This is a genomic window from Hydrogenophaga intermedia, assembly GCF_000723405.1.
Taxonomy (GTDB): domain Bacteria; phylum Pseudomonadota; class Gammaproteobacteria; order Burkholderiales; family Burkholderiaceae_C; genus Hydrogenophaga; species Hydrogenophaga intermedia.
The window spans coordinates 17,995-44,789 of record NZ_CCAE010000019.1 but is presented as its reverse complement, the minus strand read 5'-3'; the positions used below and the strand labels follow the sequence as shown (position 1 = coordinate 44,789).

The 26,795-nt window shown below is 69.7% G+C and carries 25 protein-coding genes; 17 read left to right on the top strand and 8 right to left on the bottom strand.

Features of this window, described 5'->3' with window-relative positions; genetic code table 11:
• Positions 1-126: 126 nt before the first annotated feature.
• Both BN948_RS12795 and BN948_RS12790 read left to right on the top strand, forming a co-directional pair.
• Positions 127-1,116, top strand: coding sequence for an AraC family transcriptional regulator (locus BN948_RS12795; RefSeq protein ID WP_035622002.1), 990 nt, complete (start codon positions 127-129; stop codon positions 1,114-1,116).
• Entirely contained in the window at positions 1,113-1,634 is a 522-nt protein-coding gene (locus BN948_RS12790; protein WP_009520264.1) for a DUF1579 domain-containing protein, read from the top strand. Before BN948_RS12795 ends, BN948_RS12790 begins: the two co-directional genes overlap by 4 nt.
• Positions 1,635-1,641: 7 nt before the next feature.
• Here BN948_RS12790 and BN948_RS12785 read toward each other — a convergent pair whose 3' ends face one another.
• Positions 1,642-2,589, bottom strand: a complete 948-nt coding sequence (locus BN948_RS12785) for a LysR family transcriptional regulator (RefSeq protein WP_009520263.1) — start codon at positions 2,587-2,589, stop codon at positions 1,642-1,644.
• A gap of 117 nt (positions 2,590-2,706) precedes the next feature.
• Between BN948_RS12785 and BN948_RS12780 the strand changes: the two genes are divergently transcribed.
• From BN948_RS12780 to BN948_RS12760, 5 genes are all read left to right on the top strand, one after another.
• Entirely contained in the window at positions 2,707-3,909 is a 1,203-nt protein-coding gene (locus BN948_RS12780; protein WP_009520262.1) for a CaiB/BaiF CoA transferase family protein, read from the top strand.
• A gap of 5 nt (positions 3,910-3,914) precedes the next feature.
• On the top strand, positions 3,915-5,192 hold the full coding sequence (locus BN948_RS12775) for a DUF1254 domain-containing protein (RefSeq protein ID WP_009520261.1): 1,278 nt from the start codon (positions 3,915-3,917) through the stop codon (positions 5,190-5,192).
• A gap of 60 nt (positions 5,193-5,252) precedes the next feature.
• Positions 5,253-6,236, top strand: a complete 984-nt coding sequence (locus BN948_RS12770; RefSeq protein WP_009520260.1) for a Bug family tripartite tricarboxylate transporter substrate binding protein — start codon at positions 5,253-5,255, stop codon at positions 6,234-6,236.
• Between the two features lie 127 nt (positions 6,237-6,363).
• On the top strand, positions 6,364-8,409 hold the full coding sequence (locus BN948_RS12765; RefSeq protein ID WP_009520259.1) for an AsmA family protein: 2,046 nt from the start codon (positions 6,364-6,366) through the stop codon (positions 8,407-8,409).
• A gap of 48 nt (positions 8,410-8,457) precedes the next feature.
• Positions 8,458-9,147: a glutathione S-transferase family protein gene (locus tag BN948_RS12760; RefSeq protein ID WP_009520258.1), complete on the top strand. Its 690-nt coding sequence runs from the start codon at positions 8,458-8,460 to the stop codon at positions 9,145-9,147.
• On the opposite strand, the gene BN948_RS12755 is transcribed toward BN948_RS12760, so the two are convergent.
• The gene (locus BN948_RS12755) at positions 9,126-10,292 is read right to left on the bottom strand and encodes a DJ-1/PfpI family protein (RefSeq protein WP_009520257.1); all 1,167 of its coding nucleotides are present in this window, start codon (positions 10,290-10,292) and stop codon (positions 9,126-9,128) included. The two genes, BN948_RS12760 and BN948_RS12755, sit on opposite strands and share 22 nt — an antisense overlap.
• 27 nt (positions 10,293-10,319) lie before the next feature.
• Here BN948_RS12755 and BN948_RS12750 point away from each other — a divergent pair, with 27 nt between their 5' ends.
• The gene (locus BN948_RS12750) at positions 10,320-11,369 is read left to right on the top strand and encodes a GlxA family transcriptional regulator (protein WP_009520256.1); all 1,050 of its coding nucleotides are present in this window, start codon (positions 10,320-10,322) and stop codon (positions 11,367-11,369) included.
• A gap of 98 nt (positions 11,370-11,467) precedes the next feature.
• Positions 11,468-14,128: an autotransporter family protein gene (locus BN948_RS12745; protein WP_009520255.1), complete on the top strand. Its 2,661-nt coding sequence runs from the start codon at positions 11,468-11,470 to the stop codon at positions 14,126-14,128.
• On the opposite strand, the gene BN948_RS12740 is transcribed toward BN948_RS12745, so the two are convergent.
• Positions 14,094-15,044 (bottom strand): LysR family transcriptional regulator, encoded by a 951-nt coding sequence (locus tag BN948_RS12740; RefSeq protein ID WP_009520254.1) that lies wholly within the window; start codon positions 15,042-15,044, stop codon positions 14,094-14,096. The two genes, BN948_RS12745 and BN948_RS12740, sit on opposite strands and share 35 nt — an antisense overlap.
• Before the next feature lie 110 nt (positions 15,045-15,154).
• Between BN948_RS12740 and BN948_RS12735 the strand changes: the two genes are divergently transcribed.
• A complete protein-coding gene (locus BN948_RS12735; RefSeq protein ID WP_009520253.1) occupies positions 15,155-15,553 on the top strand; it encodes a tautomerase family protein in 399 nt (132 codons plus the stop codon).
• A 24-nt stretch (positions 15,554-15,577) separates the two neighbouring features.
• On the opposite strand, the gene BN948_RS12730 is transcribed toward BN948_RS12735, so the two are convergent.
• The 3 genes from BN948_RS12730 to BN948_RS12720 are packed head-to-tail and all read right to left on the bottom strand — an operon-like array spanning position 15,578 to position 19,904.
• Positions 15,578-16,552 (bottom strand): Bug family tripartite tricarboxylate transporter substrate binding protein, encoded by a 975-nt coding sequence (locus BN948_RS12730; RefSeq protein WP_009520252.1) that lies wholly within the window; start codon positions 16,550-16,552, stop codon positions 15,578-15,580.
• 60 nt (positions 16,553-16,612) lie between these two features.
• The gene (locus BN948_RS12725; RefSeq protein ID WP_009520251.1) at positions 16,613-18,592 is read right to left on the bottom strand and encodes a flavin-containing monooxygenase; all 1,980 of its coding nucleotides are present in this window, start codon (positions 18,590-18,592) and stop codon (positions 16,613-16,615) included.
• 46 nt (positions 18,593-18,638) lie between these two features.
• Complete coding sequence (locus BN948_RS12720) at positions 18,639-19,904, bottom strand: carboxylesterase family protein (RefSeq protein ID WP_050980731.1); 1,266 nt, start codon at positions 19,902-19,904, stop codon at positions 18,639-18,641.
• Positions 19,905-20,015: 111 nt separating this feature from the next.
• Here BN948_RS12720 and BN948_RS12715 point away from each other — a divergent pair, with 111 nt between their 5' ends.
• Together BN948_RS12715 and BN948_RS12710 are read left to right on the top strand one after the other, a co-directional pair.
• Positions 20,016-20,936, top strand: a complete 921-nt coding sequence (locus tag BN948_RS12715) for a LysR family transcriptional regulator (protein ID WP_009520249.1) — start codon at positions 20,016-20,018, stop codon at positions 20,934-20,936.
• A 79-nt stretch (positions 20,937-21,015) separates the two neighbouring features.
• Positions 21,016-21,477, top strand: a complete 462-nt coding sequence (locus BN948_RS12710) for a carboxymuconolactone decarboxylase family protein (protein ID WP_035621951.1) — start codon at positions 21,016-21,018, stop codon at positions 21,475-21,477.
• Between the two features lie 6 nt (positions 21,478-21,483).
• Here BN948_RS12710 and BN948_RS12705 read toward each other — a convergent pair whose 3' ends face one another.
• Positions 21,484-22,365, bottom strand: a complete 882-nt coding sequence (locus BN948_RS12705; RefSeq protein WP_009515315.1) for a LysR family transcriptional regulator — start codon at positions 22,363-22,365, stop codon at positions 21,484-21,486.
• 106 nt (positions 22,366-22,471) lie between these two features.
• Between BN948_RS12705 and BN948_RS12700 the strand changes: the two genes are divergently transcribed.
• Positions 22,472-23,737: an SGNH/GDSL hydrolase family protein gene (locus BN948_RS12700; RefSeq protein ID WP_009515316.1), complete on the top strand. Its 1,266-nt coding sequence runs from the start codon at positions 22,472-22,474 to the stop codon at positions 23,735-23,737.
• A gap of 46 nt (positions 23,738-23,783) precedes the next feature.
• Entirely contained in the window at positions 23,784-24,449 is a 666-nt protein-coding gene (locus BN948_RS12695) for an FMN-dependent NADH-azoreductase (RefSeq protein WP_009515317.1), read from the top strand.
• Here BN948_RS12695 and BN948_RS12690 read toward each other — a convergent pair.
• Positions 24,434-25,063: an NAD(P)H-dependent oxidoreductase gene (locus BN948_RS12690; RefSeq protein WP_009515318.1), complete on the bottom strand. Its 630-nt coding sequence runs from the start codon at positions 25,061-25,063 to the stop codon at positions 24,434-24,436. The two genes, BN948_RS12695 and BN948_RS12690, sit on opposite strands and share 16 nt — an antisense overlap.
• 72 nt (positions 25,064-25,135) lie before the next feature.
• On the opposite strand from BN948_RS12690, the gene BN948_RS12685 reads away from it, so the two are divergent.
• From BN948_RS12685 to BN948_RS12675, 3 genes are all read left to right on the top strand, one after another.
• Positions 25,136-25,759 carry a TetR/AcrR family transcriptional regulator gene (locus BN948_RS12685; RefSeq protein WP_009515319.1) on the top strand — a complete coding sequence of 208 codons (624 nt, stop codon included), beginning with the start codon at positions 25,136-25,138 and terminating at the stop codon, positions 25,757-25,759.
• Positions 25,760-25,942: 183 nt separating this feature from the next.
• Positions 25,943-26,299, top strand: coding sequence for an ArsR/SmtB family transcription factor (locus BN948_RS12680; RefSeq protein WP_009515320.1), 357 nt, complete (start codon positions 25,943-25,945; stop codon positions 26,297-26,299).
• Positions 26,283-26,780, top strand: coding sequence for an SRPBCC family protein (locus tag BN948_RS12675; RefSeq protein WP_009515321.1), 498 nt, complete (start codon positions 26,283-26,285; stop codon positions 26,778-26,780). Before BN948_RS12680 ends, BN948_RS12675 begins: the two co-directional genes overlap by 17 nt.
• Positions 26,781-26,795: the final 15 nt, after the last annotated feature.

The following is a 26,795-nucleotide window of genomic DNA, read 5'->3' as shown; positions in this document are numbered from 1 at the left end:
GGTGGTTTGAGGAGGCATCCAGCGTATGGGCCGTGAACGGAACGAACAATGATTTGAAGTCCATCGCTCTTTGCCATTCGTCCAGTCCGATGGACGTTGGGCAAGGGCGCCGGCAAGATGAACCGCATGTCGTCCGCGCCAGCCCCGTTGCCCAACGACCCCCTGGGTCGCACCCTGCATCTGCTGCGCCTGTGCGGCACGCTGTACTGCCGGGCCGAGCTGACAGCCCCCTGGGCGGTGGACATGCCGGCGCTGCCCGGCATGCTGATGTTCCATGTGGTGACCGCTGGGCGCGGCTGGATCGAGGTGCCCGGCGCACCGCCCCAGCCGCTGCTGCCGGGCAGCCTCACGCTGGTGCCGCGCGGCGCGGGCCACCGCATCACCAGCGATCCGCATCTGCCCGCCGAGGCGCTGTTCGACATCCCTGTGGAGCGCATCAGCGAGCACTACGAGGTGATGCGCCACGGCGGCGGCGGCGAGCCCACGCAGGCCCTGTGCGGCGTGGTGCGCTTCGACCACCTGGCCGGGCGGCGCCTCATCGACAGCCTGCCTGCGCTGGTGCAGATCGACAGCTGGAGCGAGGACGACGCGAGCTGGCTGCAGAGCACGCTGCGCTTCATCACGCGCGAAGCGGGCGCGCTGCGGCCGGGGGGCGAAACCGTCATCACGCGGCTGGCCGACATCCTCGTCATCCAGGCCCTGCGCGCCTGGCTGGACTCGGCGCCCGAGGCCACCACCGGCTGGCTCGCGGCCCTGCGCGACCGGCAGATCGGCCAGGCGCTGGCGCTGATGCACGCGCGGCCCGAAGAAGCGTGGAGCGTCGAGTCGCTCGCGCGCGAGGTGGGCATGTCGCGCTCGGCTTTCTCCGCGCGTTTCACCGCGCTGGTGGGCGAGCCCGCGCTGCAGTACCTCACCCAGTGGCGCCTGCAACTGGCGCGCGCCTGGCTGCAGGAAGGCCCGCAGCCGTTGGCACAGTTGGCTGGGCGCGTGGGCTACCAATCCGAGGCCGCGTTCTGCCGCGCGTTCAAGCGCCACTTCGGTGTGTCGCCAGGCAGCGTGCGCCAGCCGCTGCCCGACTGGACTCGGCCGCCAACGAACATCAAGGAGACAGCATGAGCAAGGACGCGTTCAAACGTTCCGCCGCGCCCGGCGGCGTGCACCACCAACTGGCGGCCATGGCCGGCGATTGGGAGGGCCGGTTTCGTCTGTGGTTCGAGCCCGGGCCACCGGCCGAGGACTCCGTGCAGCGTGGGCGCATCCGCCTGGTGGGCGGCGGCCGCTTCCTGCTGCACGAATACGAAGGCCGCTGCGGCGGCGAGCCTGTCGAAGGCGTCGCGCTGTGGGCCTACCACCTGGACAACCAGGCCTTCGAGTGCGCCTGGGGCGAAAGCTTCGGCACCGGCACGTCGATCATGTTCAGCACGGGCCCGGTGAACGACGGCCGCTTCGCCGCGCTGGGCAGCTACCGCGATAGCGCCGGCGGGGGAGAGCGCTGGGGCTGGCGCACCGAGGTGTCGCAACCCGACGCGCAGCACCTGGACATCCGCATGTTCAACATTGCCCCGGCCGGGCAAGAGGCGCTCGCCGTCGAGGTCAACTACCGCCGCGTGTCCGCACCCGAAAGGAAAGACTGAGCGGCCTTCACCCCGCCCGCGCGCCCGCCTTGCGGATCTCCCGCGCAAACGCCTGCACCACCGGCGTGGCCGGCACCTCGCCACGCCGCGTGAACAGACCCAGCGGCGGCAGCGCTACCTCGGGCAGCCCCGACAGGCGCTTCACGCCGCCGCGCGCCACCTCGTCGCGTGCGTGCTCGAAGCGCACCGCGCACAGCAACGACCGGTCCAACCGCAGCACCGCGCCGATGGTGATGGAGGAGATCGCCTCGATCACCGGCACCGGCGGGTCCAGCCCTTCGTTGAGGAAGGCGCCCATGAAGGCCTGGCGCACCAGGGTCTGGCGCGGCGGCGCCACCCAGGCGGCTTCGCGCAGGTCTGTCCAGCGCAGGCGGCGGCGCCGCACCAGCGGGTTGTCGCTGGCGGCCAGCACGCACAGCCTGTCTTCCAGCAGCGCCTCGGATTGCAGCAGGCTCAGCCGCTCGCTGGTCAGCGTCTCGGTGGTGAGCGCGCCGAACACGCAGTCCAGGTCGCCATCCAGCAGGCGCTGGATCAGCTCGTTCACGCGGCCTTCGTGAATGTGGACCACGGCGCCCGGCAGGCGCTGGCGCAACTGCACCACCGCGGCGGGCACGGCCGCCGTCACCGAGAAGGCGCCCACGCGCAGCACCGCGCTGGCGCCGCGGTGGATGGCCTGCACCTCGTCGCGCGCGTGCGCCAGTTCGCCCAGCGCCACGCGCGCCCGGTGCACGGCGGCCGCGCCGGCCGGCGTGGGCAGCACGCCCTGGGGGCTTCGCTCGAACAGGCGCGCGCCCAGCGCGTCTTCGGCCTCCGCCAGCATCTTGCTGATGGCGGGCTGGCTCAGGTGCAGGCGGCTGGCGGCGGCGCGCATGGTGCGCGCGTCGGCCAGGGCCAGCAACAGCTCCAGGTGACGCAGGCGCAGGCGGCGCACGAGGTGGTCGAAGCCCTGGCTCATCGTTCGGATCGCTCCAGATGGGTGATCACCCATCGTGATCACGGCATCAGCATTATTCAATTTTCAGGAATGCCGGTCTCACCTATCGTGCGGGCCAGACAGGAGACAAGACCCCACATGACAACGCCCGGAACTTCCACACCGGCCGCGCCCCTGGCTGGCGTGCGCGTGGTGGACCTCGGCCAGTACATCGCCGGCCCCGGCGCCGCCATGGTGCTGGCCGAACTCGGCGCCAGCGTCACCAAGATCGAACCGCTCGCGGGCGACCAGGCGCGCCACATCGGGCGCTACGGCGAATCCATGGTGCGGGCCTACAACCGGGGCAAGCGCTCCATCGCGCTCGACCTCAAGCGCGAGGCTGGCCGCGAGGCCGCGCTGCGGCTCATCGCGCGCGCCGACGTGGTGATCCAGAACCTGCGCCCCGGCGCCATCGACAAGCTGGGCCTGGGCGCGCGCGAACTGCGCGAACGTTTTCCTCGCCTCATCTGCCTCGACATCTCGGGCTTCGGCCGGCGCGGCCCGTCCAGCGAACGGCCGGGCTACGACATCGCCGCGCAGGCCGAGAGCGGGCTCATGTCCGTCACCGGCGAGCCCGATCGGGCGCCGCAGAAGGTGGGCGTGCCCATCATCGACGCCGCCGCCGCGCACCTGGGCGCGCAGGCCGTGCTGGCCGCGTTGTACGGGCGCGAGAAGACGGGGCAGGGCGCTGCCATCGACACCTCGCTCTTCGACGTGGCCCTGCACCTGCAGGCCGCCACCTGGGCCGACTACCTCGGTGGTGGCCCCGAGCCCACGCGCATCGGCGATGGCCAGCCCCACAACGCGCCCGCCGCCGAGGTGGTGCCCACGCGCGACGGCCACATCGTGCTCTCGGCCTACGCCGAGGAACACTGGCAACGTTTCTGCCGCGTGATCGACCGTCAGGAATTGGCCAGCGACCCGCGCTTCGCCAGCAACGAGCGCCGCGTGGCGCACCGCGCCGAGCTGCGCGCCGTGCTGCGCGAATGCCTCTCCAACCTCAGCAGCGAGGAGTGCGTGGCCTTGCTCTCGGGCCAGCAGATCGTGGCCGGCGCCGTGCGCGGTTACGCGCAGGTGTTGCGCAGCCCCGACCTGGCCGCCAGCGGCCTGATCGTGGACGCCATGGGCGCCGACGGCACGCGCTACCAGGCCCTGGGCCTGCCGTACCGCATCGACGACGCGCCGCGCACGGCGCCCCCCGCCGCGCCCGCCTGCGGCGCCGACACCGACGCGCTGTTGGCCGAGGTGGGCTACAGCGCGCCCGACATTGCCGCGCTGCGGCGCGACGGCGTCATCGCCTGAACCCCATGACCACAACCTCCACCATCGACGCCCCCGTGCAGCAGGCGGTGCACCGGGCCCTCATCCAGACCCTGCCGCTCTTCGAGATGATGCGCATGCGCGCCGCCACCACCGCGCGCCGCCACCCCACGCTGGGCTACGCCAGCGATCAGCGCGACTCGACGATGCGTTGGGTCAACCAGTTCACGCACACGCACCGCAAGCTCGGGCCCGACGACCGCGAGGTGGTGAGCCCGAACAACGACACCGTCTACAGCAACGCCTGGCTCGACCTGTCGCAAGGCCCGGTGCTCATCGACACGCCCGACATGGGCGAGCGCTACTGGACGCTGGGCCTGTTGGACGCCTGGACCAACCCCTTCGCCTACGTGGGCCGCCGCACCACGGGCAACCGCGCCCAACGCACGCTGGTGCACGGCCCGCGCTGGAGCGGCCCGTTGCCGGCCGGCGTGTCGCAGGTGATCGCCGCGCCGGGCGACGACGTGTGGCTCATCGGTCGCATCCTGGTGGACGACTCGCCGGGCGACGTCGAGGCCGTGCGTGAACTGCAAGCGCAATTGCGCATGACGCGCCTGGACGGCAGCGACGCCGCACAGCGCTTCGACACGCGCCTCGATGGGCGATCGACGGCCACGCCATCGGCCGCGCTGTACCTAGAGACGGTGGCCCACGCCCTGGAACGCAACCCGCCGCCCGAGGGCGAATCGCTGGACTGGCCGCTGGACGTTCACGGCGTGGAGGCCGAGATGCCGCGCGTCTTCGAAGGCTTGCGCGAGCGCGATCAGCCGCGGCAACTGGGTGGCGGTTGGTCCTTGCAACTGGAGGTGCGCACGCACTGGGGCGAGGACGTGCTGACCCGCGCCCGCGTGGCGCGCAACTTCATCGGCGCGCTCGGCATCGACGAGGCCATGTACCCCACGGCCGAAGTCGACTCGCAGGGGCGAACGCTGAGCGGCGCACACGCCTACGAACTGCGCTTCGCGCCCGGCGCCGGCCCGAAGGTGGGCGCGTTCTGGTCGCTCACCCTGTACCGCCGCAGCGACTGCCTGTTCGTCGCCAACCCCATCGACCGCTACTCCATCGGCTACCGCACCCCCGGCCTGCGGCACGAAGCCGACGGCAGCCTCGTCATCCGCCTGCAAGCCAGCGACCCCGGCCCCGGCCACAACTGGCTGCCCGCGCCCGCGGGCGAAGCGTTCTACGTGGTGCTGCGGCTCTACCAGCCGCAGGCCGAGCACCTGGACCACCGATACGCCTACCCTGCGCTCACGCGGCTCGACTGAACACCTCGACTGAACACCTCGACCGAAGACCCGATCCACACACACAACAGGAGACAAACCATGAGCATCCCACGCCGCCACCTCATCGGTGCCAGCCTTGCCTCGCTGGGCCTCGCGCCCCTGCTGCACGCGCCCGCCTTCGCGCAGGCCTGGCCCGCCAAAACCGTCCACCTCATCGCCCCCTATGGCGCGGGCGGCTCCAACGACATCTTCAGCCGCCTGCTCGGCGAGGCCCTGGCGCCACGCCTGGGCCAGAGCCTGGTGATCGAGAACAAGGCAGGGGCGGGCACGCGCATTGCCAATGAGTACGTGGCGCGCGCCGCGCCCGACGGCTACACCGTGTTGCACGCGGCCGCGCCGATCGCCATTGGAGAAGCGCTATACCCCAAGCTGCCCTACGCCGTGAAGAAGGACTTCGTGCCGGTGCTGAGCACCGCCATCGCACCGCTGTTCCTCATCGTCAACGCCAGCGCGCCGTACAAGACGGTGGCCGAGTTCATCGCCTACGGCAAATCCAACCCCAAGGGCCTGACCTTCGGCTCGCCGGGCACGGGCTCGGCCCCGCACCTCACGGCCGAGCTACTGATGCGCGCGGCCGGCACCGAGGGTGTGGTGATCCAGTTCCGCGGCGACGCGCCGGCCTACACCGAGCTGCTGGGGGGTCGCATCGACGCGACGCTGACCGCCATCTCCACCGCGTTGCCGCACATCCAGGCCGGCAAGCTGCGCGTGCTGGCCGTGGCCAACGAAGAGCGCGCGCCGCTGTACCCGCAGGCGCCCACCTTCCGCGAATCGGGGCTGCCCACGGTGGTGGGTTATGGCTGGTACGGGTTGATGGTCCCGGCCGGCACTCCGGCGGCCGTGGTTCAACGCCTCAACGCCGAGACCAACGCGGTGCTGGCCGACGCGGAGGTGCGCAAGAAGGTGGAGGCCGTGGGCCTGCAGGTGCGCGGCGGCACCTCGGCCGAGTTCGCGGCCTTCATCGAGAACGAAACGAAGAAGTGGTCGCAGGTGATCAAGGCGGCCAACATCACGCCGGAGTAGCGCACAGACACGACACAGACCGACACATCCGTGCCGGAACCCCGGGTTGGCCGGGGGCTCGTATCGGAATGTCGCGTCTGTTTCATCGACCCCGCGCCAGCCGTGCTCCACGGCCAGTGGAGCCCGCATGAGCAGGCGTTGGCGCGGCCTTGTGTGGGCGGGCGCCGCGGTGGTGGTGCTGCTGACGGGCCTCATGGTCGCCGAGTGGAGTGGCTGGCCTTTCCTGCGAGGCCCCATCGAAAGCGCGGCGTCGCGCAACGCCGCGGTGCCCGTGCAGTTGCAGGGGCGCTTTCGCGTGCACCTGCTGTGGCGCCCGCGCGTGGAAGTCGAACACCTCAACATCGCCAGCGCCGAACGCTTCGGCGCACCGCATCTGCTGGACGCGCGCGGTGTCTCCCTGGCCTGGCGCTGGCGTGACGTGTGGCGCTGGCAGCGCGGGGAGCGTCTGCGCCTGCAGGCGCTGCAAGCCGACACGCTGGACGCGCGGCTGGTGCGCGTCGACGACGGCAGCGCCAACTGGCAACTGGGCGCGCGCGAGCCCCGACCCGAAGAGGCCGAAGCGGAGCCGCTCGGCGGCCTGCCACGTTTCGGTTCGCTGGTCATCGGCCAGGGGCGCATCGACTGGAAGGACCCGGTGGCCGACGTGGATCTGGACATCCGCCTTCGCGGTCGCGAGGGCGAAGCCGAAGCCGCCACCAGCGCCGGCTACGAAGCCACGGCCAATGGCCGCTACCGCGCCATGCCCTTGAAGCTGCAGGTGCGCGCGGGCAGCACCTTGCCTTTGCTGCAGGACCCGGACACCGCCACCGACGCGCCTTGGGTACCCGTGCGCGTGGAAGGCACGGTGGCCTCATCGCGCTTGCTCTTCGACGGCCAGGCCGCCGCCCTGCTGGGCACGCCCAGGTTGCAGGGCGCGCTGGAACTGCAGGGCCGATCGCTCGCCGCGGTGGGCGAGCCGCTGGGCATCACGCTGCCACAGACACCGCCCTTCGATCTGCGCGGCACGCTGTCGCAGGACGCGGGCGTGTGGCGCCTGCAGGCCACGCGCGCGAACGTCGGCACCAGCCGCCTGGCCGGTGATCTGCGCTTTCACCAGTTGGAGCGACCGCGTCGCCTCATCGGCGAACTCACGGGAAAGAAACTCGCCTTCGCCGACCTGGGGCCCGCCATCGGTGCGAGTGATGGAGCGAAAGGTGGCGCGAAAGGTGACGTGAAAGAAGAGGCGAAGAAAGATGCGAAGGAAGTGGGCGCCCGTTCCACGTCCACCACGCCGCGCCGCGTGCTGCCCCAGCGTCGCTTCGACCTGCCGTCCCTCACCGTGATGGACGCCGACGTGCGCGTCGCCATCAACGAGGTCGACTTCGGCACCCCGGCCATGGCGCCGTTGAGCGATCTGCTGACCCGCGTGCGATTGAACGCCGGCGTGCTGCGCCTGGACGAATTGGAGGCCAAGGTGGCCGGTGGCCGCTTCGCGGGCATGACCCAGCTCGACGCCACGGTGCGGCCCGCGAAGTGGGAGGCCAAGCTCGACGTCGCCGGCGTGGATGTGGCGAACTGGGTGCGCGGCCTGCGCCGCGAAGAGGCCTCGCCCTACCTCACCGGTGTGCTGTTCGCCAAGCTGAACGTGCAGGGCGCCGGCAGTTCCACCGCCGAGATCCTGGGCTCGCTCGACGGGCCCATCGACCTGAGGCTGCGCGACGGCACGATGTCCTACCTCGTCACCGAGGCCATGGGCCTGGACCTGGCGCAGGCGCTGGGTGTGGTGATCACCGGCGACAAGCCGCTGCCGCTGCGCTGCGCGCGATTCGACCTGCTGGCGCGCGACGGTGTCATCGAACCCCGGCTCGCGGTGCTCGACAACCGCGACAGCACCGTGCGCATCAACGGCCAGGTCAACCTGAACGACGAATCCATGGCCCTGCGCCTCGTCACGCAGCCCAAGGACTGGTCGCCCCTGTCGCTGCGCACGCCCGTCACCGTCACCGGCACGCTGGGCGACCCGGACATCGGCATAGAAGGCCGAAAACTCGCCGGTCGCGTCATTGGCGCCATCGCTCTGGGTGCCGCGGCGGGCCCGGCGGCGGCGGTGATTCCGCTCGTGGAGCGCGGGCAGAAGCCCGAGGGCGACCCGTGCGATCCGAAAGCGGCGGCGCCACTTGAGAAAAAGCGCTGATCTGCGAGCATGGAGGCTCTTGCGAATCGCCAACCCGCCACTCGCCCCATGGCCGCGCTCACCCTTCACTACCACCCGCTCTCGTCCTACTGCCACAAGCTGCTGATCGCGCTGGACCACCTGGCCATCGAGGTCGACAAGCGCCTGCTGAACCTCGGCGACCTCGACGAACGCGCGGCCTTCCTGAAGCTGTGGCCCACGGGCAAGATGCCCTTGCTGGTGGACCAGGGCCAGCCCATTCCCGAGACCAGCATCATCATCGAGCACCTGCAGCGCCACCACGCGCGCCCCGGCCGCAGCCTCATTCCGCACGACCCCGACCAGGCACTGCAGGTGCGCCTGTGGGACCGCCTGTTCGACCTGTACGTGATGACGCCCATGCAGGCCTTCACCGCCGACCTGCTGCGCCCGCAGGCGCAGCGCGATCCGTCCAGCGTGGCCCGGGCCAGCGACGGATTGAAGACGGCCTACGCGATGATCGACCACCACCTCGAAGGACGCACCTGGGTGGCCGCCAACACGTTCAGCATGGCCGACTGCGCCGCCGCGCCGTCGCTGTTCTACGCCGTCACCTACGTGCCCTTCGCGCCCGAACACGCCCGGTTGGCCGCGTACTTCGAGCGGCTGATGGAGCACTCATCCGTGGCACGCACCATCGACGACGCGCGGCCGTACTTCCGGTTCTATCCCGGACGCGCTGGTTTGGCGAAGCGCTTCTACGACCCCGAGGTCGACTGAGGCGCGGGCGCCCGCACGAGTTCGAGCTGCATCGCCACCACGTCGGCTGTCCCGCCGCCGTAGCGGCGCTCGATGGCGGCGAGGGCTTCGTCCAGGGCGCGTGCGGGTGGCCGGTCATCGAACGCTGGCACGCGGCGCTCCATCGGCCACTGCGCCGCCACCTCATCGGGCAGCACCCGAAGGCCGTGCCGCGTTTCCACCGCGTCGTGCGTTGCCGCGAACGCCACCGCGCGTGAGCGGTAGGTCCGAGACCACGCGTCGGCCACCAGCGCCAGCGACACCTCGTCCACGCCACGCGACAGGCCGAGGCCCATGCGCTCGCGGTTCCAGAAAGCCATTGCGTTGCCCATCACCGTCAGCGCGAATGGGCGCGTGATCTTGAACGCGGCGCTGGTGTGCCGCGCGTCCCAGTGCGCGAGACCGAGTTCGCGCGCCACCGCCGCCGCCTTCTCGCGGCCCGCGATGGCTTCGATCAACGTCAGCGACATCGGCATGGACGCGGAGATGCCCGTGGTCGTCGCCACGCCCGGGTTCACCACGAAGCGCCGGTCCGCGACGTAGCGGATCGAGGGGGTTCGCTCGCGCAGCTCGTCGAGGAAGTACCAGTGCGTCGTGGCGCGTTGGCCGTCGAGCAGCCCGGCCGCACCCACCACCTTGGCGCCCGCGCACACACCAATGACCACCGCGCCCTTGGCCGCCTGCTCGCGCAGCCATTGCAGCACCGCAGGGTCGTCGTCGCGGCTCATGGCGGGAACGATGACGTAGTCGGCGCCGTCGGCGTGCCGCGCGTCGAACTGCGCGGTCGTCGCGTCCGCCTCCACGGTGAGTGCGGGGTAGAGCTTCACCGGTCCGGGCCCGGTGGCCAGCGCCACCACGTCGGCCACGCCCGATCGCCGCAGGATGCCGTAAGGCATGAGGTAGTCGGTGGTCTCGGTCGCGTCGTTCAGGCCGATGATCGCTACCAGTGGCCGCGCGCGCTTGGGCGGCGCGAGTGCGGCGAGTGTGGCGCTGGTCTCCTGTGGTGCGATCGCTTGCGCGACCACGGGGCCCGTGGCAGGCGGCAGCGATGCGACCCATCCCGCGAAGACCGCCAGGCCCAGGATGGCGACGCCCAAGGCGCACCAGAGAAACACGCGAAGCTTCATGGCGACAGGGAAAAGTAGAGTACGGACATGAGCCTACGACCCCCCTCGGTGCCGGACAAGGACACAAAGCCCGCGATTCCTGCCAGGCACGTCGTGCTGATCGTGTTCGACGGCGTCGAGGCGATCGACATCGCCGGCCCGGCCAGCGTGTTCAGCAAGGCCGAGGAGCTGCGCCCCGGCAGCTACCACCTGCACATCGCTTCGCCCACTGGCCAGACGGTGCTGACCAACTCGGGCCTTCGCCTGGCCGACACGGTCGCCTTCGAGCAACTGCCGATGCCCATCGACACGCTGATCGTCTCCGGCGGCGACGAGCCGGCGGTGCGCGCGGCCATCGTCGAACACCGGGTGGGGGAGTGGCTGGCCCGCCGCTCAGGCAGCGCGCGCCGCGTGGCCAGCGTGTGCAGCGGGGCTTTCGCACTGGCCGCGGCCGGCCTGCTCGACGGCCGCGAGGCCACCACGCACTGGCGTGTGTGCGACCAGCTCCAGGCGCTGCGCCCGCAGGTGCGCGTGCAGCGCGAGCGCATCTACGTGCGCGACGGCCCGGTGTGGACATCGGCCGGCGTCACCACCGGCATCGAGCTCGCGCTGGCGCTGGTGGAGGACGATCTGGGCCACGCGGTGGCGATGGAGATCGCGCGCACGCTGGCGCTGCCCCTGCTGCGCGGCGCGCGCGAGCCGCAGCTCAGCCCTACCTTGCAGGCGCAGTCGGCCGCCAGCGGGCGCATGCGCGAGGTCGTGGCCTGGATCGGCACGCACCTGCAGGAAGACCTGTCGGTGGAGGCAATGGCCGGGCAGTGGGGCATGAGCCCGCGGCACTTCGCACGCGCCTTCGCGGCCGAGGTGGGCCACACGCCGGCCCGCTTCGTGGAGCAGGCGCGCGTGGCCGCGGCGGCGCAGTTGCTGGTGCAGACGCACTGGCCGCAGGACCGCGTCGCCAGCCGCAGCGGCTTCCGGTCGGTGGATGCGCTTCAACGGGCCTTTGCGCGGCAGTTGGGGCTGGCGCCGCAGGCGTATCGCGAACGGGAGCGTCGGCGGGCCAGCCCTGGTGGGGCCGCACTGCTGCCGTTAAAGTAGCACCGGAATCTGCCGATAGGGGCAGTCGCACCTATGGGCATCAACGAATGTGCTGCATCGCAACACGCGAGCGGTGCTTCTTTCGGGGAGGGATATCGGTGAACAGGAGCTACAAGCTGGTGGCGCTGGCCATGGTGGGAGGCGTTGCGCTCGTGCCGATCGCATCCGCCACCGACTACCCGGTGTCCGACACGAGCGATCTGTTGAACGCCATCCCCGTGGCGAATGGCGATGGCGATCCCAATACCTCGTTCACGCTAGGGCAGAACATCACGACCCCGGCCGGGACGGTGTTCGGCGTCGTCACCAACCCCGTGACCCTGGACATCTACACCTCCGGCTTCACCCTGAACCTGAACGGCGCGGGCACGGTCTGGGACATGGGCAGCTTCAATTACGTCGGCATGAACGGCGTGGCCGGCACCAACGCCCTGAGCCTCACGAACGGCGCCACGGCGCGCGTCAGGGGATTCGTGAACTGGATGGAGGGCGGCCTGCTCATCGAGAACAGTGGATCGGGCCTGAGCGTCGACGGTGACTTCGCCGTGGGCCGCAACGGCGATTCCAGCATCACCCTGACCAGTGGCGGCACGCTGACCACCGGCCGCGCCTTCATCGGGGAAGACGCGGTCAACACCCTGGCGAACACCATCGACGTGCTGGTGGACGGGGCCGGAACGGTCTGGACCGTCCAGGACTACTTCGGGGCGGGCGGAGCCGCCAACGGCGTGGACATCACCGTCTCCAACGGCGCCGTGGTGCAGTCGCTCAACGGAAGCGGCTCCATCGGCCGCAACGGCACGGCCTCGATGCTGGTGACCGGGTCCGGCTCCCGGTTCATCGTGCCCTTCTCCTTGCACATTGGCGAGTTCGGCTCGACGCAGGGGAATGGCACGCTGACCGTCCGCGACGGTGGCCTCGTGTCGGCGGAACTCGTGGACCTGGGCACGGGCGACGTCGGCGCGACCGGTGCCCTGGTCGTCGACACCGGCGGTGTCATCGAGGCGGGCTGGCTGGGCCGCGACATGGGCAACGCGACGGCGCATTTCGACAACGGCACGCTGCGCGCACTCGCGCACAGCACGCCCGGCACGCCACTGATCTTCGGCTTTACGCCCGGTACCTTCACGCTCGGTGCCGGGGGCTTGTTCCTGGACTCCAATGGCTTCGACGTGATCGCCGGCAGCGAGATGTCCGGTGTCGGCGGCTTGAGCAAGTTGGGCGCCGGCACCCTGACCCTGGCCACGGCCAACGTCTATGGCGGCACCACCGCGACGCTTCAGGGCACGCTGCGGGCGGGCGTCGCCAATGCCTTCAGCGCCGCCTCCGCGCACACGGTGGCGGCCGGCGCCACGCTGGACACGGCGGGCCTGGACCAGACCGTGGCCAGCCTGGACAACGCGGGCACCGTCTCGCTGCTGGGCGCCGCCCCGGGCAGCCGGCTGACCGTGAACGGCACCTACGTGGGCCACAACGCCGTGCTGCGGATCGGCACCGCGCTGGGCAACAGCGCCAGCCTGAGCGACCGCCTGGTGCTCGATGGCGCCGCTGCCAGCGCCAGTGGCACCACCACCGTGCAGGTCACCAATCTCGGCGGCCTGGGCGCGTTGACCACTGGCGACGGCATCGAGGTCATCAGTGCCGTCAACGGCGCCACCACCACGGCCCAGACCACCCGGGACGCCTTCCGCCTCGCGGGCGACCATGTCGACGCTGGCGCCTATGAATACCGTCTGTACGCGGCGGACGCCAACGGCGCGGGCGAGAACTGGTTCCTGCGGTCGAGCGCGCTGGTGGCCGGGCCTGGCACGCCCGCCTACCGCGTTGAGGTGCCACTGTTCGCCGCGCTGCCCGAGCAACTGCGCCTGGGCAACGCCGTGATGCTGGGCAACTGGCACCAGCGCGTCGGCGACGTCGCCATCAGCGGCGCCGAGCGACAGACCTGGGCGCGGCTCATCAGCGCGGATCGCACCATCGACCAGAGCGGAGACACGAGCTCGCGCAGCGAGGGCCGCCTCAACGGCCTGCAGGCCGGCATCGACCTCTGGGCCCAGTCACGCTGGCGCGCGGGGCTTTACGTGGGCCAACTCGACGGCGATATGAAGGTGCGGGGCTTCGCGAGCGGCATCGCCGACCAGGCCGTGGGCGGCAACGACTTGCGCAGCCAGTACCTGGGCGTCTACGCCACCTACCAGCACCCGAACGGCCTGTACGTCGACACGGTGCTGCAGGGCGGGCGCCACCGCTACAGCGTGTCGCCGCTGACGGCCTCGTCCAGTCACGGCAAGGGCGACAGCCTGCTCGCTTCCGTGGAGGTGGGGCGCGGCTTCACGCTCGCGCAGGGCTGGGTGCTGGAGCCGCAACTGCAGCTGACGCACCAGCGCATCGACCTCGACGGCGTGAACATCGCCGGTGCCGACGTGCACCAGGACAGCCACGGCGGTTGGGCCGTGCGCGCGGGGCTGCGGGTGGCGGGTGAACTGTCGAGCGCGGCCGGCGTGCTGAAGCCCTATGGCCGCGTGAACCTGTACAGCGGCAGCAAAGGCAGGGACGTGACGCGCTTCACCGGGCCGGCCGGCTTCGCCGACGTCGCCACCGGCACGGGCGGCGTCAGCACCGAACTGGCCGCGGGCGCGACGCTGGCCTTGTCGGCCCGCACCAGCCTCTACGGTGAGCTTGGTTCCGTGTGGGCCTCCAGCGGGCCTGCGCGGCACCAGGGCGGGCTCAACGCAAGCGTGGGGCTGCGGGTGCGCTGGTAGCGGGCGCCAAGCCCCATTGCTCGCGGGCGGCTTCCTGAAGGAAGTCGATGACGGCCCGCACCCTGGCGGCGTTGCGCCGGCTGGGCAATGAGACGGCGTACATCGTGTGCTTCGCGCGGGAAGCGAACGGCGCCAGGACCTCCACCAGGCGTCCGGCGGCCACGTCGGCTGCTGCCAGCGGACGCGAGAGCATGCCGATGCCGGCCCCCGCCAAAAGCGCGTGGTGCACCAGGGCCGAGGTGTTGGCGGCGAGTTGCGATCGGACCATGACGTCCAGCGGCTTGCCCGCCTGGCGGAATGTCCAGGTCACGGTGGGTCCTTGCGCCGTGTGCGTGACGACCTGGTGCTGGCTCAACGCATGCGGGTCGGCCGGCTCGCCATGCTGGCGCACATACGCGGGTGAGGCGTACAACCGCCGCTCGAACGACCCCAGCTCGCGAGCGACCACCGACTCGCTGCTGCCCACCGTGGTGCGCAGCGCCACGTCGATGCCGTCGGTGACCAGGTCGGCCACGCGGTCCTCGGCCACCAGCTCGATGCGCAGGGCCGGATGCCGCGCGCGCAGTTGGACCAGGTGCGGCAAGACCAGTTGTTCGCAGATTTCCTGGCTCGACGCCAGCCGCAGCGCGCCGGCCACACGATTGCGCTGCCCGGACAGCGCGGCGGAAATGTCCTCCAACTGGGCCAGCAGCACTCGGGCTTCCTGCGCCAGCTCGGCACCTTCGGGCGTGGCCGACAGGCCATGCGTGGAGCGTCGCAACAAGGTGACGCCGTACCCGGCTTCGAGGCGGCTCACGCCCCGCGTCACGACCGAGACCGCCACATCCAGCTCCCGCGCCGCCGCGGAGAACGACTGCAGATCCAGCGAGCGAACCAGCCATCGCAGGTCGGAAGGGTCCGGCAGGAAATACCTCATCGGTTTGCCTTTGCGTTCAAAGCAAAACCAATTATCGACCCAGGCGATTTCCGGCCGGGGCCACCGTTCCTAGAGTCAAGGCCTCCACATCACTTCACAGGAAACCCGCCATGCCCATCCTCAACGTCAAGGTCTCGGCACACCGCACGCCCGAACTCTCCCACCGCATCACGGAAGCGCTGCTCGAACTCACCAGCCGCGTGCTCGGCAAGCGGCGCGACCTCACCGCCGTGGTGATCACCTATGTCGACCCGCGCGACTGGGCCATCGCCGGCCAATCGCTGGCGGAACTGGGGAAGGCCAGCTTCTACTTCGACGTCAAGGTGGTGGACGAGACCAACACCAAGGCGGAGAAGGCCCGCTACGTGGCAGAGGCGTTCGAGGTATTCGAAGGTCTTCTGGGGGATCTGCACCCCGAAAGTTATGTGTACGTGCAGGACGTACGGGCCTCTGCCTACGGCTTCGGTGGCAGGACGCAGGAGTACCGCCACCAGCACCCGGAGCAATGACATCCGGGTGCCGGGAGTCGGCCCTTATTCGAGCCGGATGTTGGCGCTGCGGATCACGCCGCGCCACTTCTCGGATTCCGAGGCAATGAAGCGCTGCAGCTCGTCGGGCGTCGAGCCGGCCGCTTCCAGGCCCTTGGCCGCCGTGCTCTTCTTGAACGCGTCGTCGGCGAGCACGGCATTGACCATGCCGCTGAGCTTGGCCACGTGCTCGCGCTTCATGCCCTTGGGCGCCACGAGCGAGATCCAGGTCATGGCCTCGTAGCCGGGGAAGCCCGCTTCGGCCACGGTGGGCACGTTGGGCAGTGCGGACGGGCGCGTGGCGCCGGTGGTGGCCAGGGCCACGATGCGGCCCGAGGCGATCATCGGCAGCGAGGCCGTGAGGTCGAGGAAGCCGGCGTCGACACGGCCACCGCCGATGTCCTGCAAGGCGCCTGGCGTGCCCTTGTAGGGAATGTTCACCATGAAGATGCCGGCCTTCTGCTTGAACAGTTCACCCGCCAGGTGGTGGCTGGTGCCGCTGCCGTTCGTGGCGTACGACAGCTCGCCCGGCTTGGCCTTGGCGCGCTGCACCAGGTCCTTGAGCGAGGTGATGCCCGATTCGCGGCTGGCCACGATCACAACGGGCGCCTGCGCCAGCATCGAGATCGCCGTGAGGTCCGTCTGCGTGTTGTAGCCCAGGTTGGAGTAGAGCTCGGGGTTGATCACCAGCGCGCCGGTCACGCCGACGAGGATGGTGTAGCCGTCGTTGGGCGCGCGCACCACCTGGCCCGTGGCCAGGTTGCCGGCGGCGCCGGGCTTGTTTTCGATGATGAAGGTGCCGTTGCCCTTCGATTGCAGCTTGTCGGCCAGCTCGCGCGTCACCGCGTCGGCCGAGCCGCCGGGCGGGAAGGGCAGCACGAATTTGACGGGCTTGTCCGGGTAGTCCTGCGCGGCGGCGGCCGTGGCGATCAAGGCGCCCAGGCCGATGGCGATGAGGGATTTGAGGCGTGCGTTGAACATGTGTCTCCTTCTCGGGATGGTTCAGGGAAAAAAGGGGGAAGGGAGGGAAGGGATTCGGCTTCAGGAGAGCACGTGGTCCTCGGGCCGGAAAGTGGCGGTGAGGTTCCAGTACTCCAGCATGCCGAAGGGCCAGGTCTGCGCGGCGCGGCCGCTCTTGTTCTTGTACCAACTGCTGGTCTTGGCCACGGCCCAGGCCTTGGTCTCGTTGCCCTTGTCGATCCAGGCGTTGTAGCTGACGTAAGGCCCGGTCCGGCAGTCGACGGTCTTGAAGCCCTGGCCGAGCACGTGGCGCAGCGCGCGCAAGCTGTATTCCACCTGGCACTCCGACGAGAAGATGGCGCTGCCGTTGACCACCACGCCGGTGTTGGGGCCACTGGTCATGAACAGGTTGGGGAATCCCGGCACCGAAATGCCCAGGTAGGCGCGGCAGTCGCCGTCCCAGTGCGCGTGCAGGTCCAGGCCGTCGCGGCCCGTCACCTTCAGCGGATAGAGGAAGTCGGCCGCCTTGAAGCCGGTGGCGCAGATGATGAGGTCCACCTCGTGGCGCTGGCCGTCCCTGGTGTGGATGGCGTTCTCCGACAGGTGCGAGATCTCCTGTGTCACCAGCTTGACGTTGTCGGCCTTGAGCATCTGCGGCCAGGTGCCGTTGTCGCGCAGCATGCGCTTGGCGCCCGGCGGGTAGTTGGGCGTGGCGTGCACCAGCAGGTCGGGGCGGTCCGCGAACTGCTGCTGCAGCGTGGCCAGGCACTCCTGGCGCAGGGCCTCGTTGCCCGCGCTGATGGACACCTCGTGCTGCCAGGCCGGGTCCACCTCCACCAGGTGCAGACGACCTTCCACGCCGATCCAGAACTGCCAGAAGCGCACCCAGCGGCCATAGGCCGGCACGTGGTTCAGCAGCCACTGGATGCCGGGCTTGAGGTCGTCGTGGTAGGTGGGCGTGGGCAGCATCCACGGCGCGTTGCGCTGGAACACGTGCAGCTTGTCCACCTGCGAGTAGATCTCCGGGCCGATCTGGAACGCGCTCGCGCCAGTGCCGATCAGTGCGACCCGCTTGCCCTTGACGCTCACGTCCGGGCGCCAGGCGGCCGAGTGCACCACCTCGCCTCTGAAAGATTCCAGGCCCGGGAAATCGGGCACGTGCGGCCGGTTCAGCAGCCCCATGGCCGTGATGACGAAGTTGAAGTGCTCCACGTGCACGCCGCCATCGGCGGTGCGCGCCGTCACCTTCCACGCCGCCTTGGCTTCATCGAACTCGAGCGACTCCACCTCGGTGTTGACGCGGATGTTCGAGCGGATGCCGGCGCGGCGCACCACGTCCTGCAGGTAGCGCAGGATCTCGGGCTGCTGCGAGAACTGCTGCGTCCAGTCCTGCTTCTGCGCGAAGGACAGGCTGTAGGCGAAGTTGGGTGTGTCCAGCCGGCAACCGGGGTAGGTGTTCTCCCACCACACGCCGCCGATCTCGCTGTTCTTCTCGAACACCGTGAAGTCCAGGCCGGCCTGCTTGAGCCGGTAGGCCGCGGTGATGCCCGCGAAGCCCGAACCGACCACCGCCACCTTCACGCCCGCCGCGTTCGGAAACTCGCTCACGTGCCAGCCGGGCGCGCCCTGGTCGTCGGGCACGTTCACCTCGTGGCGCAACAGGTCCATCAGGTCGTCGTGGCCGGAGCGGATGAGGAACTGCACGATGCGGTCGAGCCACTCGGGCGAGGGCGTGGGCGCCACGGGGCAGCCGGCGTCGCGGTAGCGGATCAAGGCCTGTGTGGCCAGGGCGCGGGCCTTGGCCTGTTGCTCGGCCGACATGCCGCCCTGCGGCGCGATGCGCGCGGTCATCGACGGCGATGGCGGCTTGAGGTCGTCGGCCAGCAGCGCCGGGTCCTGCGTCAGCATGGCCAGGGCCGCCAGCAGCGCGGGCAGGTCGGCGTCGCGCACGGCGGCGTCGATTTCCGCGTCGGTGGCCACGATCGGCATCACGCGGTCGAACGCCGCCAGGGTTTCTTCTTCATCGGCCTTCGGGGGAAGGTCGCCTTCTTTCAATCGCATGGTGGCTTTCTCGGTCTCGGGAGGTCAGGGGAAACGGGGTGGGTGGTCACGCGAACACGTGCGCCTGCGGGCCGGGCGCCCAGGGCAGGGCGCGGCTGTGGATGAAGTCGAGCCAGGCGGTTTGCATGTCGTCGGTCAGGCGCCGGGCGTCGTCGGCGTGCAGCGAGCCGAGCATCGGGGCCGATGCAAAGGCGTCGAGCGTGCCGAACACGAAGGGCAGTTCCGCGCAGTGACAAGCGCCCAAGGGCATGCCGGGCGCGCCGTCGAAGCGATAGAGCCAGGCCTGCCGGCCGGCCTGCGTTGCTTGCGCCGCCCATTGGCGCGCGGGCGTGGCGAAGCGCCGCTGCGCCTCGTCTTCATCGGGCGTGGTGCCAGAGGTGGTGCCGGAGGTGGTGGCGGGGGCGGTGAAGGCCCGCATCTCGTCGCGGTTCCAGCCGGCGAGCACGTCGACGCGGCCCGCCGCCTGCGGTGTCAAGGGCGGCAGCGTTTCGCCGTCGAGCACGGGGCCGAACAGGCCGTGGCCGTCCGCCAGTTCGCGCACGGCGGCCACCACTTCTGGCGCCTGTTGGGCGTGCAGCAGGGCTTGCGCCGACAGACTGCGCGCCTGATCCAGCGTCGCCACGCCCGCCGCGCGCAACAGCGTCCGGCCGAGCGAGCGCGCCGCGTCGGCCGAGCGAAAGCCCCGGCCCAGGGGCGCGCTCTGCAGAATCGCGCGCTGGAAGGTGGAAGCGCCGCGCGCCAGCAGCGCGGCGACGTTGGTGCCGCCCGCCGACTGCCCCATGGCCGTGATGCGCGTGGCGTCGCCGCCGAACGCCGCGATGTGGTCCGACACCCATTGAAAGGCGAGTGCCAGATCCAGCAGGCCGAGGTTGGCCACGCCGCCATCGGCCAGCAGCCAACCCAGCGGGCCCAGGCGCGCGTTGACGCCCACCACCACCACGTTGCCGCGTCGCGCCAGGGCTTCGCCGTCATACCAGTTCAGCACGCCGCCGCTTTGCCAGGCGCCGCCGTGGCACCACACCACCACGGGGCGTGTCGGTTCGTCGGTGCCGGGGGTCCACACGCTCAGGTGCAGGCAGTCCTCGGACTGCGGGGCCTCGCAGGAGCCGAGCACGCGGGACAGGGCCGAGGGCAGTTGCGGTGCGATCGGCCCGGTGGCGGTGGCGTCCACCTCGCCGTGCAGGCTGGCGGGCACGGGCGGCGCGAAGCGCAACTGGCCCATGGGTGCCTGCGCATATCGCAGCGCGCCAAAGCGCATCACCCCGTGCCGGCGCAGGCCCGTCAAAGTGGCCGCGCCGCACGGCAGCTTCACTCGCTCGGTGGTATCGGTTGACTCATCGCTTGCTTGAAACACGCCGCGATTGAAGTCCAGAACGGTACTTTCGTAAATCGATAAGTATTCAACCATCCATAAAATGACTTCATGAATAAGACCCGACTCACCGGCCTCACCCTGAAGCAGTTGCGCGCCTTCGTCGCCGTCTACAAGCTGCGGCGCCTGGCCACGGCCGCCGCCCAGCTCTACGTCACGCAGTCCGCCGTGAGCGTGCTGATCCGCCAGATGGAAGAGGAGCTGGGCGTGCGCATGTTCGACCGCACCACGCGGTCCTTGCAGCCCACGCCCGCCGCGCACGACGTCATCGAAATCGCACAGCGCGTCTTGCGCGACATCGACTCGCTGAGCGCAGGGCTCGACGACCTGTCGACCCTGCGCCGCGGCCGCGTCACCGTGGCCTGCACGCCAACCCTGGCGGAGGTGCTGCTGCCATCGGTGATCCGCGCGTTCATGCAGCGCCACCCGGACATCCAGGTCAACGTGGACGACTGCGCGCCCGACCAGTTCGTCGCGCGCCTGATCGGTGAGCGCGCGGACTTCGGCATCGGCACGCCCGACCGCGCGGACGACGGCGTGCAGATGCAGCGCCTGATGGGCGACCATTTGAGCGTAGTGCTGCGCAAGGACGACCCCATGGCCGCGCGCAAATCCGTGCGCTGGAAAGACCTGGACGGTGTGCCCATTGCCACTGTGCGCCCCGGCTTTGGCGTGCGCCCGCTCATCGATCACTCCGCCGCGCAGGCCGGCATCCGCCTCAACGTGGCGCGCGAGGTGTCCCTGCTTTCTACCGCGCTGTGGATGACGTCCTGCGGCATGGGGCCATCGGTGATGCCCGCCGCCTACGTGCGCTACGCGCGCGACCCGGATCTGGTGACACGTCCGCTGACCGGGCCCCGGGTGTCGCGCGACATCTATGTGCTGGTGAAGGAAGGGCGCTCACTGTCGCCGGCCGCGCAGCAGTTCGTGGATGTGCTGCATGAAGAAATGGAGGGGTTCGCGCGAGGGTAGGTCGCTGGCCTGTCACAAGCCGATGGGCCGGATCGTCTAAGGGGAGTTCCCATCCCTTTTTCACACCACAGGAGCTCCCATGTCCGCACCGCGACTCGATTACCACGCACTTGCCCCCCACGCCGCCCGCGCCGGCGCACAGTTCTCCCACGCCGCTGGCCGCACCCTGGACATGCGGCTGCGCGAAATCGTGAATCTGCGCATCAGCCAGATCAACGGCTGCGCGTTCTGCATCGACATGCATTGGGCCCAATTGCTCAAGGAAGGCATGGAGCCGCGCCACGTCAACGCCGTGGCTGGCTGGCGCGAAGCCACCCGCTTCTTCAGCGACGCCGAGCGCGCCGCCCTGAACTGGGCCGAGGCCGTGAATGCCGTGCCGCACCGAACGCCCAGTGACGAAGACTTCCGCACCATCCGACAGCACCTGAGTGATGCTCAGATCGCGGACCTCACGTTCCAGGTCGGCGCGATCCGCTCGTGGAACATGCTCAATGCGAGCTTTCACATGCCCGTGCCCGAGACGCCCTACGCGGTGGCGTGAGCCGCACTACCAGCGCCGCACGGCGTCCACCAGGTAGTCCATCACGGCCTGCACGCGGGCCGGTAGCCGGCGACGCGGCGCATGCACGACATGCGCCGTTTGCGCCGGCCCCGTCCACCGGGGCAGCAGGCGCACCAGCGTGCCCTGGCGCAGGGCCTCGTCCACCATCCAGCAGGGCTGCAGTGAAATGCCCGCGCCCGATTGCACGGCGTCCAGCAATGCGATCGCGCTGTTGACGCGGTAGCGGGAGGCGAGTTCCAGCACGGCGCTCTCGCCGCCGCTGCGCAAGTGCAGCACCTCGTCGCTGGCCGCGTAGCGCAGGTACTCGTGCGCCGTCAGGTCGCCCGGCCGCCGGGGCCGCCCCTTGCGACGCACGTAGTCGGGCGAGGCCACCAGGTAGCGTGGCCAGACCGCCAGTGGGCGCGCGACGAGATCGGCGGGCAGCACGCCGCCGATGCGCAGGGTCAGGTCGATGCGCTCCTCCACCGGATCGACGAAGCGGTCCTCCAGCAAGAGCTCCACCTCCAGCTGCGGCAGCGTCGACAACATCTCCAGCACCAAGGCGCTGAGACGCAATTCCCCCAGCGCCACCGGCGCCGACAGGCGCACCAGTCCGCGGGGCTCGCGCACGCCGCTCGCCATGTCGGCCAGCGCCTCTTCGTAGTCCTCCAGCAGCTGCTTCGCGTGCACGAGCAGGCGCGAGCCTTCCTCCGTGGGCAGAACGCGCTGGCTGCCGCGCTCCAGCAGCCTGGCGCCCACTTCCCGCTCCAACCAGGCGACCAGCTTGCTGACCGTCGGTTGCGTGGTCGCCATCTCGCGCGCGGCGGCCGAGAGGCTGCCGAGTTCGACGGCGCGCACGAAGGCGCCCATGGCCTTGAGCCTGTCCATAGAGTCATTCCAATTCAGAAGAGGGTGTCTTCCATTCTCTCCACTTCGCATCTCATTGGGAATACCGGAAAGTCGCTGCACTTCCACCCATCCACACGGAATTTCCATGAGACATCTCGTCGCGCGCATCGGTCTGGCACTGCTTCTCGCAGGCGCTGCCGCCCTGTCGTTCGCTCGCCCGCCATTCACCGCTTCCGCAGCGCCAGCGCAGTGGGCCACGAGCTGGATCGCACCCGCCCAGCCCCTGTGGGACAGCGGGTTCGCACTGCCCCTGGGCATGCCCCGGCAGTTGCAGGACGTGACCTTGCGCCAGCACCTGCGCATCAGCGTTGGCGGTGAACGCCTTCGCCTGGTGGTCAGCAACGAATACGGGCACTCGCCCCTGAAGGTGGCGAGCGCGCACGTCGGGCTCGGTGCATCAGGCCCAGGGGCATACGCCCGCTTCCAGGGATCGAAGGAGATCACCGTCGCGGCGGGCGCGAAGGCGGTCAGCGATCCGATCGCCGTGGCCGTGCCGTCGGGCGCGCGCCTGCAGGTGGACCTCTACCTGCCCGATCGCACGTCGCTCGCGGGCTTCCATTGGGACGCGCGCGATCAGACGCTGCTGCTGTCGGGCAACGTCGCCGGGCGAGCAGCCGCTGAAAGCGGCGAGCGTGGCGAGACGCTGGCAACGCGCGCCTTCCTCTCCGCCGTCATGGTCGAAGCCGCGCGCGCACCGGTGGCAGTGGTCGCGCTGGGCGATTCGATCACCGACGGCAACGGGTCCACGCCCGGTGCGGATCGGCGCTGGCCCGACTTTCTGGCGCGCCGCCTCGCCCCGCAGGGCGTGGCCGTGTTGAACGCCGGCATTTCGGGGAACCGCCTGCTGCGCCCCGGCATGGGGGAGAGCGCACTGGCCCGGCTGGAGCGCGATGCGCTGCAACACCCGGGTGTGCGGGCGGTCATCGTGCTGCTGGGCACCAACGACATCGGCTGGCCGGGGGGCGCCTTCGCGCCCGACGAGGCGCTCCCGTCCCTGGCGAGCCTCACCCAGGGCCTGCGCCAGCTGGTGGAGCGGGCGCACCAGCGGGGCGTTCGGGTCATCGGCGGCACCCTCATGCCGTTCGAGGACGCCCTCAAGGGCACGCCGCTGGAAGGCCACTTCAGCCCCGAGAAAGACGCGCTGCGCCAACAGCTCAACGAGTGGATCCGGCACGCCGGCGCGTTCGATGCCGTGGTCGATTTCGATCGCATGGCGCGCGATCCGTCCCGCCCGACCCGCCTGCGCGCGGCCTTCGATTCAGGCGATCACCTGCATCCCGGTGACGACGGCTACCGCGCCATGGCCGACAGCATCGACCTGCGTGCGTTGCTCGGGCCTGCGCATGAGTGAGCCCCTGATCCCAGGCGTTTCCACCACCCCCATCCAGAGAGTCCCCATGAACGTACTTGTCATCAACGCCAGCCCCCGCCGCGAGCGGTCCCTGTCACGGCAACTGGCCCATGCATTCGTCGCCCGCTGGCAGTCCCTGCGACCGAGCGACGCCATCGTCGAACGCGACGTCGGCATCGAGCACCCGCCCTTGCTCACCGAAGCCTGGATCGCGGCCTGTTTCACCGCCGAAGACCAGCGCACGCCCGACCAGCGCGCCGTGCTGGCCTACTCGGACGCCGCCATCGACGAACTCGCGCAGGCGGACATCGTGGTCATCGCCACGCCCCGCTACAACTACGGCATGCCCGCCGCGCTGAAGGCCTGGTTCGACCAGGTCATCCGCATCAACCGCACTTTCCACTTCGATCGCACGGAGAAGACCTGGCCGCTGTCGCCGCTGTTGTCTGGCAAGAAGCTGGTGCTGCTGTCCGCCTCAGGCGAGTTCGCGTTCCAGGCCGGCGGCCTGCGCGAAGCGTGGGAGCATCTTGAGCCGCACGTGCGAACTTGTGCGCATTACCTCGGCGTGGCGGCGCACGACATGCACCACGTGGCCATTGAATACCAGGAGTTCGGCGATCAGCGACATCGCGATTCGCTGCAGGCCGCCACGGACGCCGCGAAGGCCCTGGCCAGCGAACTGGCCGTGGACGTGGCTCACGCGCACGCCTGAACCTTGGCCGTCTGCGGCGCCAGTGGGCCGTTGCCCGAGAACACGGCGGTACCCAGGGTCTGCGCGGCCTGCAGTTGCGCCGGTTCCTGCACGTCCTCGCCGGCCAGCAGAAACCTGGACGCGGCGACGCGTGCGCCGCAGTAGTCGAAGATCCCGTGATCGATCTGCGTCTTCATGGCCTGGAAGTAGCCATGGCGCGTGTAGGTTCGCTCGGAGGCACCGCCGATGGCCACCAGGTGCACCGGCAGATGGCCCAATCGCTTCACGAGCCCGGTGTCCGCCCGCTCCTCATAAGCCCATCCGTTGGAGAAGACCCGGTCGATCCAGCCCTTCAGCAGCGCCGGGAAGGACCACCAGTACACCGGATACACCAGCACCAACGCGTCGGCTCCGTCGATGCGCTGCTGCTCGCGCAGGACATCAGGGGAGGGCGGGAGAAGGTCCTTGTGAACGGCGTGGTCGTGTGCGGTGAAGCGGGGGTCGAAGCCTTCCGCGGCCAGGTCGGCGATCTCGGACGTGTGGCCCGCCCGAGCGATGCCGTCGGCCACCTGGCGCGCGACGCGGTGGCTGAACGATCCGGGCTCGGGGTGTGCGACGACGACGAGGGCATGCATGTCTGGGCTCCTGCTGGTAAAGTTGTTTGGCTACCTTTAGTATATTCATCAACCTACGTTTGGTACATAACCATGCAGAAACGCGGGATTCCTCGCGCCGACGGCCCCCGGCAACGTCTGCCGCGGCAGGAGCGCTACCGCCAACTCATCGAGACCGCGTGGCGCATCGTGCGCGAGGCGGGCAGCGACGCACTGACCCTGGGCTCGCTGGCGGAGCAGGCGGCCGTGGCCAAACCCGTCGTGTACGACCACTTCGCCACGCGCAACGGCTTGCTGGCGGCGCTGTACGAAGAGTTCGACACGCAGCAACACGCACTCATCGACGCGGCGCTGCAGGCCAGCGAACCGAACCTGGACAGCCGCGCGTCCGTGATCGCCGGTTCTTACGTGGACTGCGTGCTGGCCCAGGGGCGCGAACTCCCGGGCGTGCGTGCCGCGCTGGCGGGCGCCCCCGAGCTGGAGGTGCTGAAGCGGGAGAGCGAGACCGTGTTCCTCGACAAATGCCGCGAGCTGCTGGCACCTTTCGCGCCTGGCAAGGGCATCACCCCCGCGGGCCTGCGCGCCATGCAAGGCGCCGCCGACGCCTTGTCCTATGCCGCCGCCGTGGGAGACATCACGCCGACGCAGGCGAAGCAGGAGCTGCGCGACACCATCGAGGCGATGGTGATGCGGCAGCGGACGGGCACTCCCTCGTGAGGCGCTCCCCATTCGGGAGCATGGGCTGATGTCGTCGCGGGAAACCGTGAATGAGGTTCTCGCCCGTCGCCCCTTGTTTCGGCGGCGGACAAAGTGTTTTGCACTCTCCACGTCCCGGTTGACAGGAATCCGAACTTTACTTAGCCTACAGGCTAATTAGCCACATGGAAAACTACAAACACCATGCTCGATGACCCGCTGAGTCTGACTTTTGCCGCCCTTGCGGACCCTACCCGAAGGGCATTGCTGGCGCTGCTGTCGCAGGGGGAGGCCACGGTGAACGAACTGGCGGCGCCTTTCGACATGCGCCTGCCGTCGATCTCCAAGCATCTGAAGGTCCTGGAGCGGGCGGGGCTGGTCGAGCAGAGCCGTCATTCGCAGTGGCGGCCGCGCCGGCTGCAGGCCGCGCCGCTGGCGCAGGCTGCGGGATGGCTGGAGCACTACCGCCCATTCTGGGAAGACAGCTTCGACCGGATGGCCAACTACCTCGACGAATTGAACGTGACTGAAAAGGAGAAGTCTCATGGGCGCAAAGCCTGATCTGCAGTCCAGTGGGCAGTCGGTGGTGATCGAACGCGTGGTGAAGGTGCCGCGTGCACTCGCCTTCGAGGTCTGGACCTCGCCTCGGCATCTCGCCCGATGGTGGGGGCCGCGCGACGAGCAGGGTCGCGACTTCAGCATGGCCTCGTGCGAGATGGATTTCCGGCCGGGCGGCCGTTGGCGCATCTGCATCCGTTCGCCGGGCGGAGACGACTATTGGCAGGGCGGACAGTACCGCGAGATCGCGCCACCCGAACGCCTGGTGTTCACCTTCGCCTGGGAAAGGACCGGGGAAGATTTCCCACTGACACTGGTGGAGGTTGACTTCCTGCAGGAAGGTCCCGACGCCACGCGCGTGCGCTTCCGCCAGTCAGGACTGCCGCCATCGGAACGTGATGGCCACGCGAGCGGCTGGGCCGAATGCCTGGATCGACTGGTGGAGCTTCTGGTGGCAGTTCAGGCGCTGGAGGCGCGGCCATGAGGCGGACCTGCCACC

Coding starts and splice junctions, on each gene's coding strand:
- BN948_RS12675 (WP_009515321.1), top strand. CDS start 26,283: ATGGGCGCAAAGCCTGATCTGCAGTCCAGTGGGCAGTCGGTGGTGATC.
- BN948_RS12710 (WP_035621951.1), top strand. CDS start 21,016: ATGTCCGCACCGCGACTCGATTACCACGCACTTGCCCCCCACGCCGCC.
- BN948_RS12750 (WP_009520256.1), top strand. CDS start 10,320: ATGAGCCTACGACCCCCCTCGGTGCCGGACAAGGACACAAAGCCCGCG.
- BN948_RS12730 (WP_009520252.1), bottom strand. CDS start 16,552: ATGTTCAACGCACGCCTCAAATCCCTCATCGCCATCGGCCTGGGCGCC.
- BN948_RS12755 (WP_009520257.1), bottom strand. CDS start 10,292: ATGAAGCTTCGCGTGTTTCTCTGGTGCGCCTTGGGCGTCGCCATCCTG.
- BN948_RS12705 (WP_009515315.1), bottom strand. CDS start 22,365: ATGGACAGGCTCAAGGCCATGGGCGCCTTCGTGCGCGCCGTCGAACTC.
- BN948_RS12680 (WP_009515320.1), top strand. CDS start 25,943: ATGCTCGATGACCCGCTGAGTCTGACTTTTGCCGCCCTTGCGGACCCT.
- BN948_RS12770 (WP_009520260.1), top strand. CDS start 5,253: ATGAGCATCCCACGCCGCCACCTCATCGGTGCCAGCCTTGCCTCGCTG.
- BN948_RS12790 (WP_009520264.1), top strand. CDS start 1,113: ATGAGCAAGGACGCGTTCAAACGTTCCGCCGCGCCCGGCGGCGTGCAC.
- BN948_RS12685 (WP_009515319.1), top strand. CDS start 25,136: ATGCAGAAACGCGGGATTCCTCGCGCCGACGGCCCCCGGCAACGTCTG.
- BN948_RS12760 (WP_009520258.1), top strand. CDS start 8,458: ATGGCCGCGCTCACCCTTCACTACCACCCGCTCTCGTCCTACTGCCAC.
- BN948_RS12700 (WP_009515316.1), top strand. CDS start 22,472: ATGAGACATCTCGTCGCGCGCATCGGTCTGGCACTGCTTCTCGCAGGC.
- BN948_RS12735 (WP_009520253.1), top strand. CDS start 15,155: ATGCCCATCCTCAACGTCAAGGTCTCGGCACACCGCACGCCCGAACTC.
- BN948_RS12785 (WP_009520263.1), bottom strand. CDS start 2,589: ATGAGCCAGGGCTTCGACCACCTCGTGCGCCGCCTGCGCCTGCGTCAC.
- BN948_RS12715 (WP_009520249.1), top strand. CDS start 20,016: ATGAATAAGACCCGACTCACCGGCCTCACCCTGAAGCAGTTGCGCGCC.
- BN948_RS12795 (WP_035622002.1), top strand. CDS start 127: ATGTCGTCCGCGCCAGCCCCGTTGCCCAACGACCCCCTGGGTCGCACC.
- BN948_RS12740 (WP_009520254.1), bottom strand. CDS start 15,044: ATGAGGTATTTCCTGCCGGACCCTTCCGACCTGCGATGGCTGGTTCGC.
- BN948_RS12690 (WP_009515318.1), bottom strand. CDS start 25,063: ATGCATGCCCTCGTCGTCGTCGCACACCCCGAGCCCGGATCGTTCAGC.
- BN948_RS12765 (WP_009520259.1), top strand. CDS start 6,364: ATGAGCAGGCGTTGGCGCGGCCTTGTGTGGGCGGGCGCCGCGGTGGTG.
- BN948_RS12780 (WP_009520262.1), top strand. CDS start 2,707: ATGACAACGCCCGGAACTTCCACACCGGCCGCGCCCCTGGCTGGCGTG.
- BN948_RS12775 (WP_009520261.1), top strand. CDS start 3,915: ATGACCACAACCTCCACCATCGACGCCCCCGTGCAGCAGGCGGTGCAC.
- BN948_RS12695 (WP_009515317.1), top strand. CDS start 23,784: ATGAACGTACTTGTCATCAACGCCAGCCCCCGCCGCGAGCGGTCCCTG.
- BN948_RS12725 (WP_009520251.1), bottom strand. CDS start 18,592: ATGCGATTGAAAGAAGGCGACCTTCCCCCGAAGGCCGATGAAGAAGAA.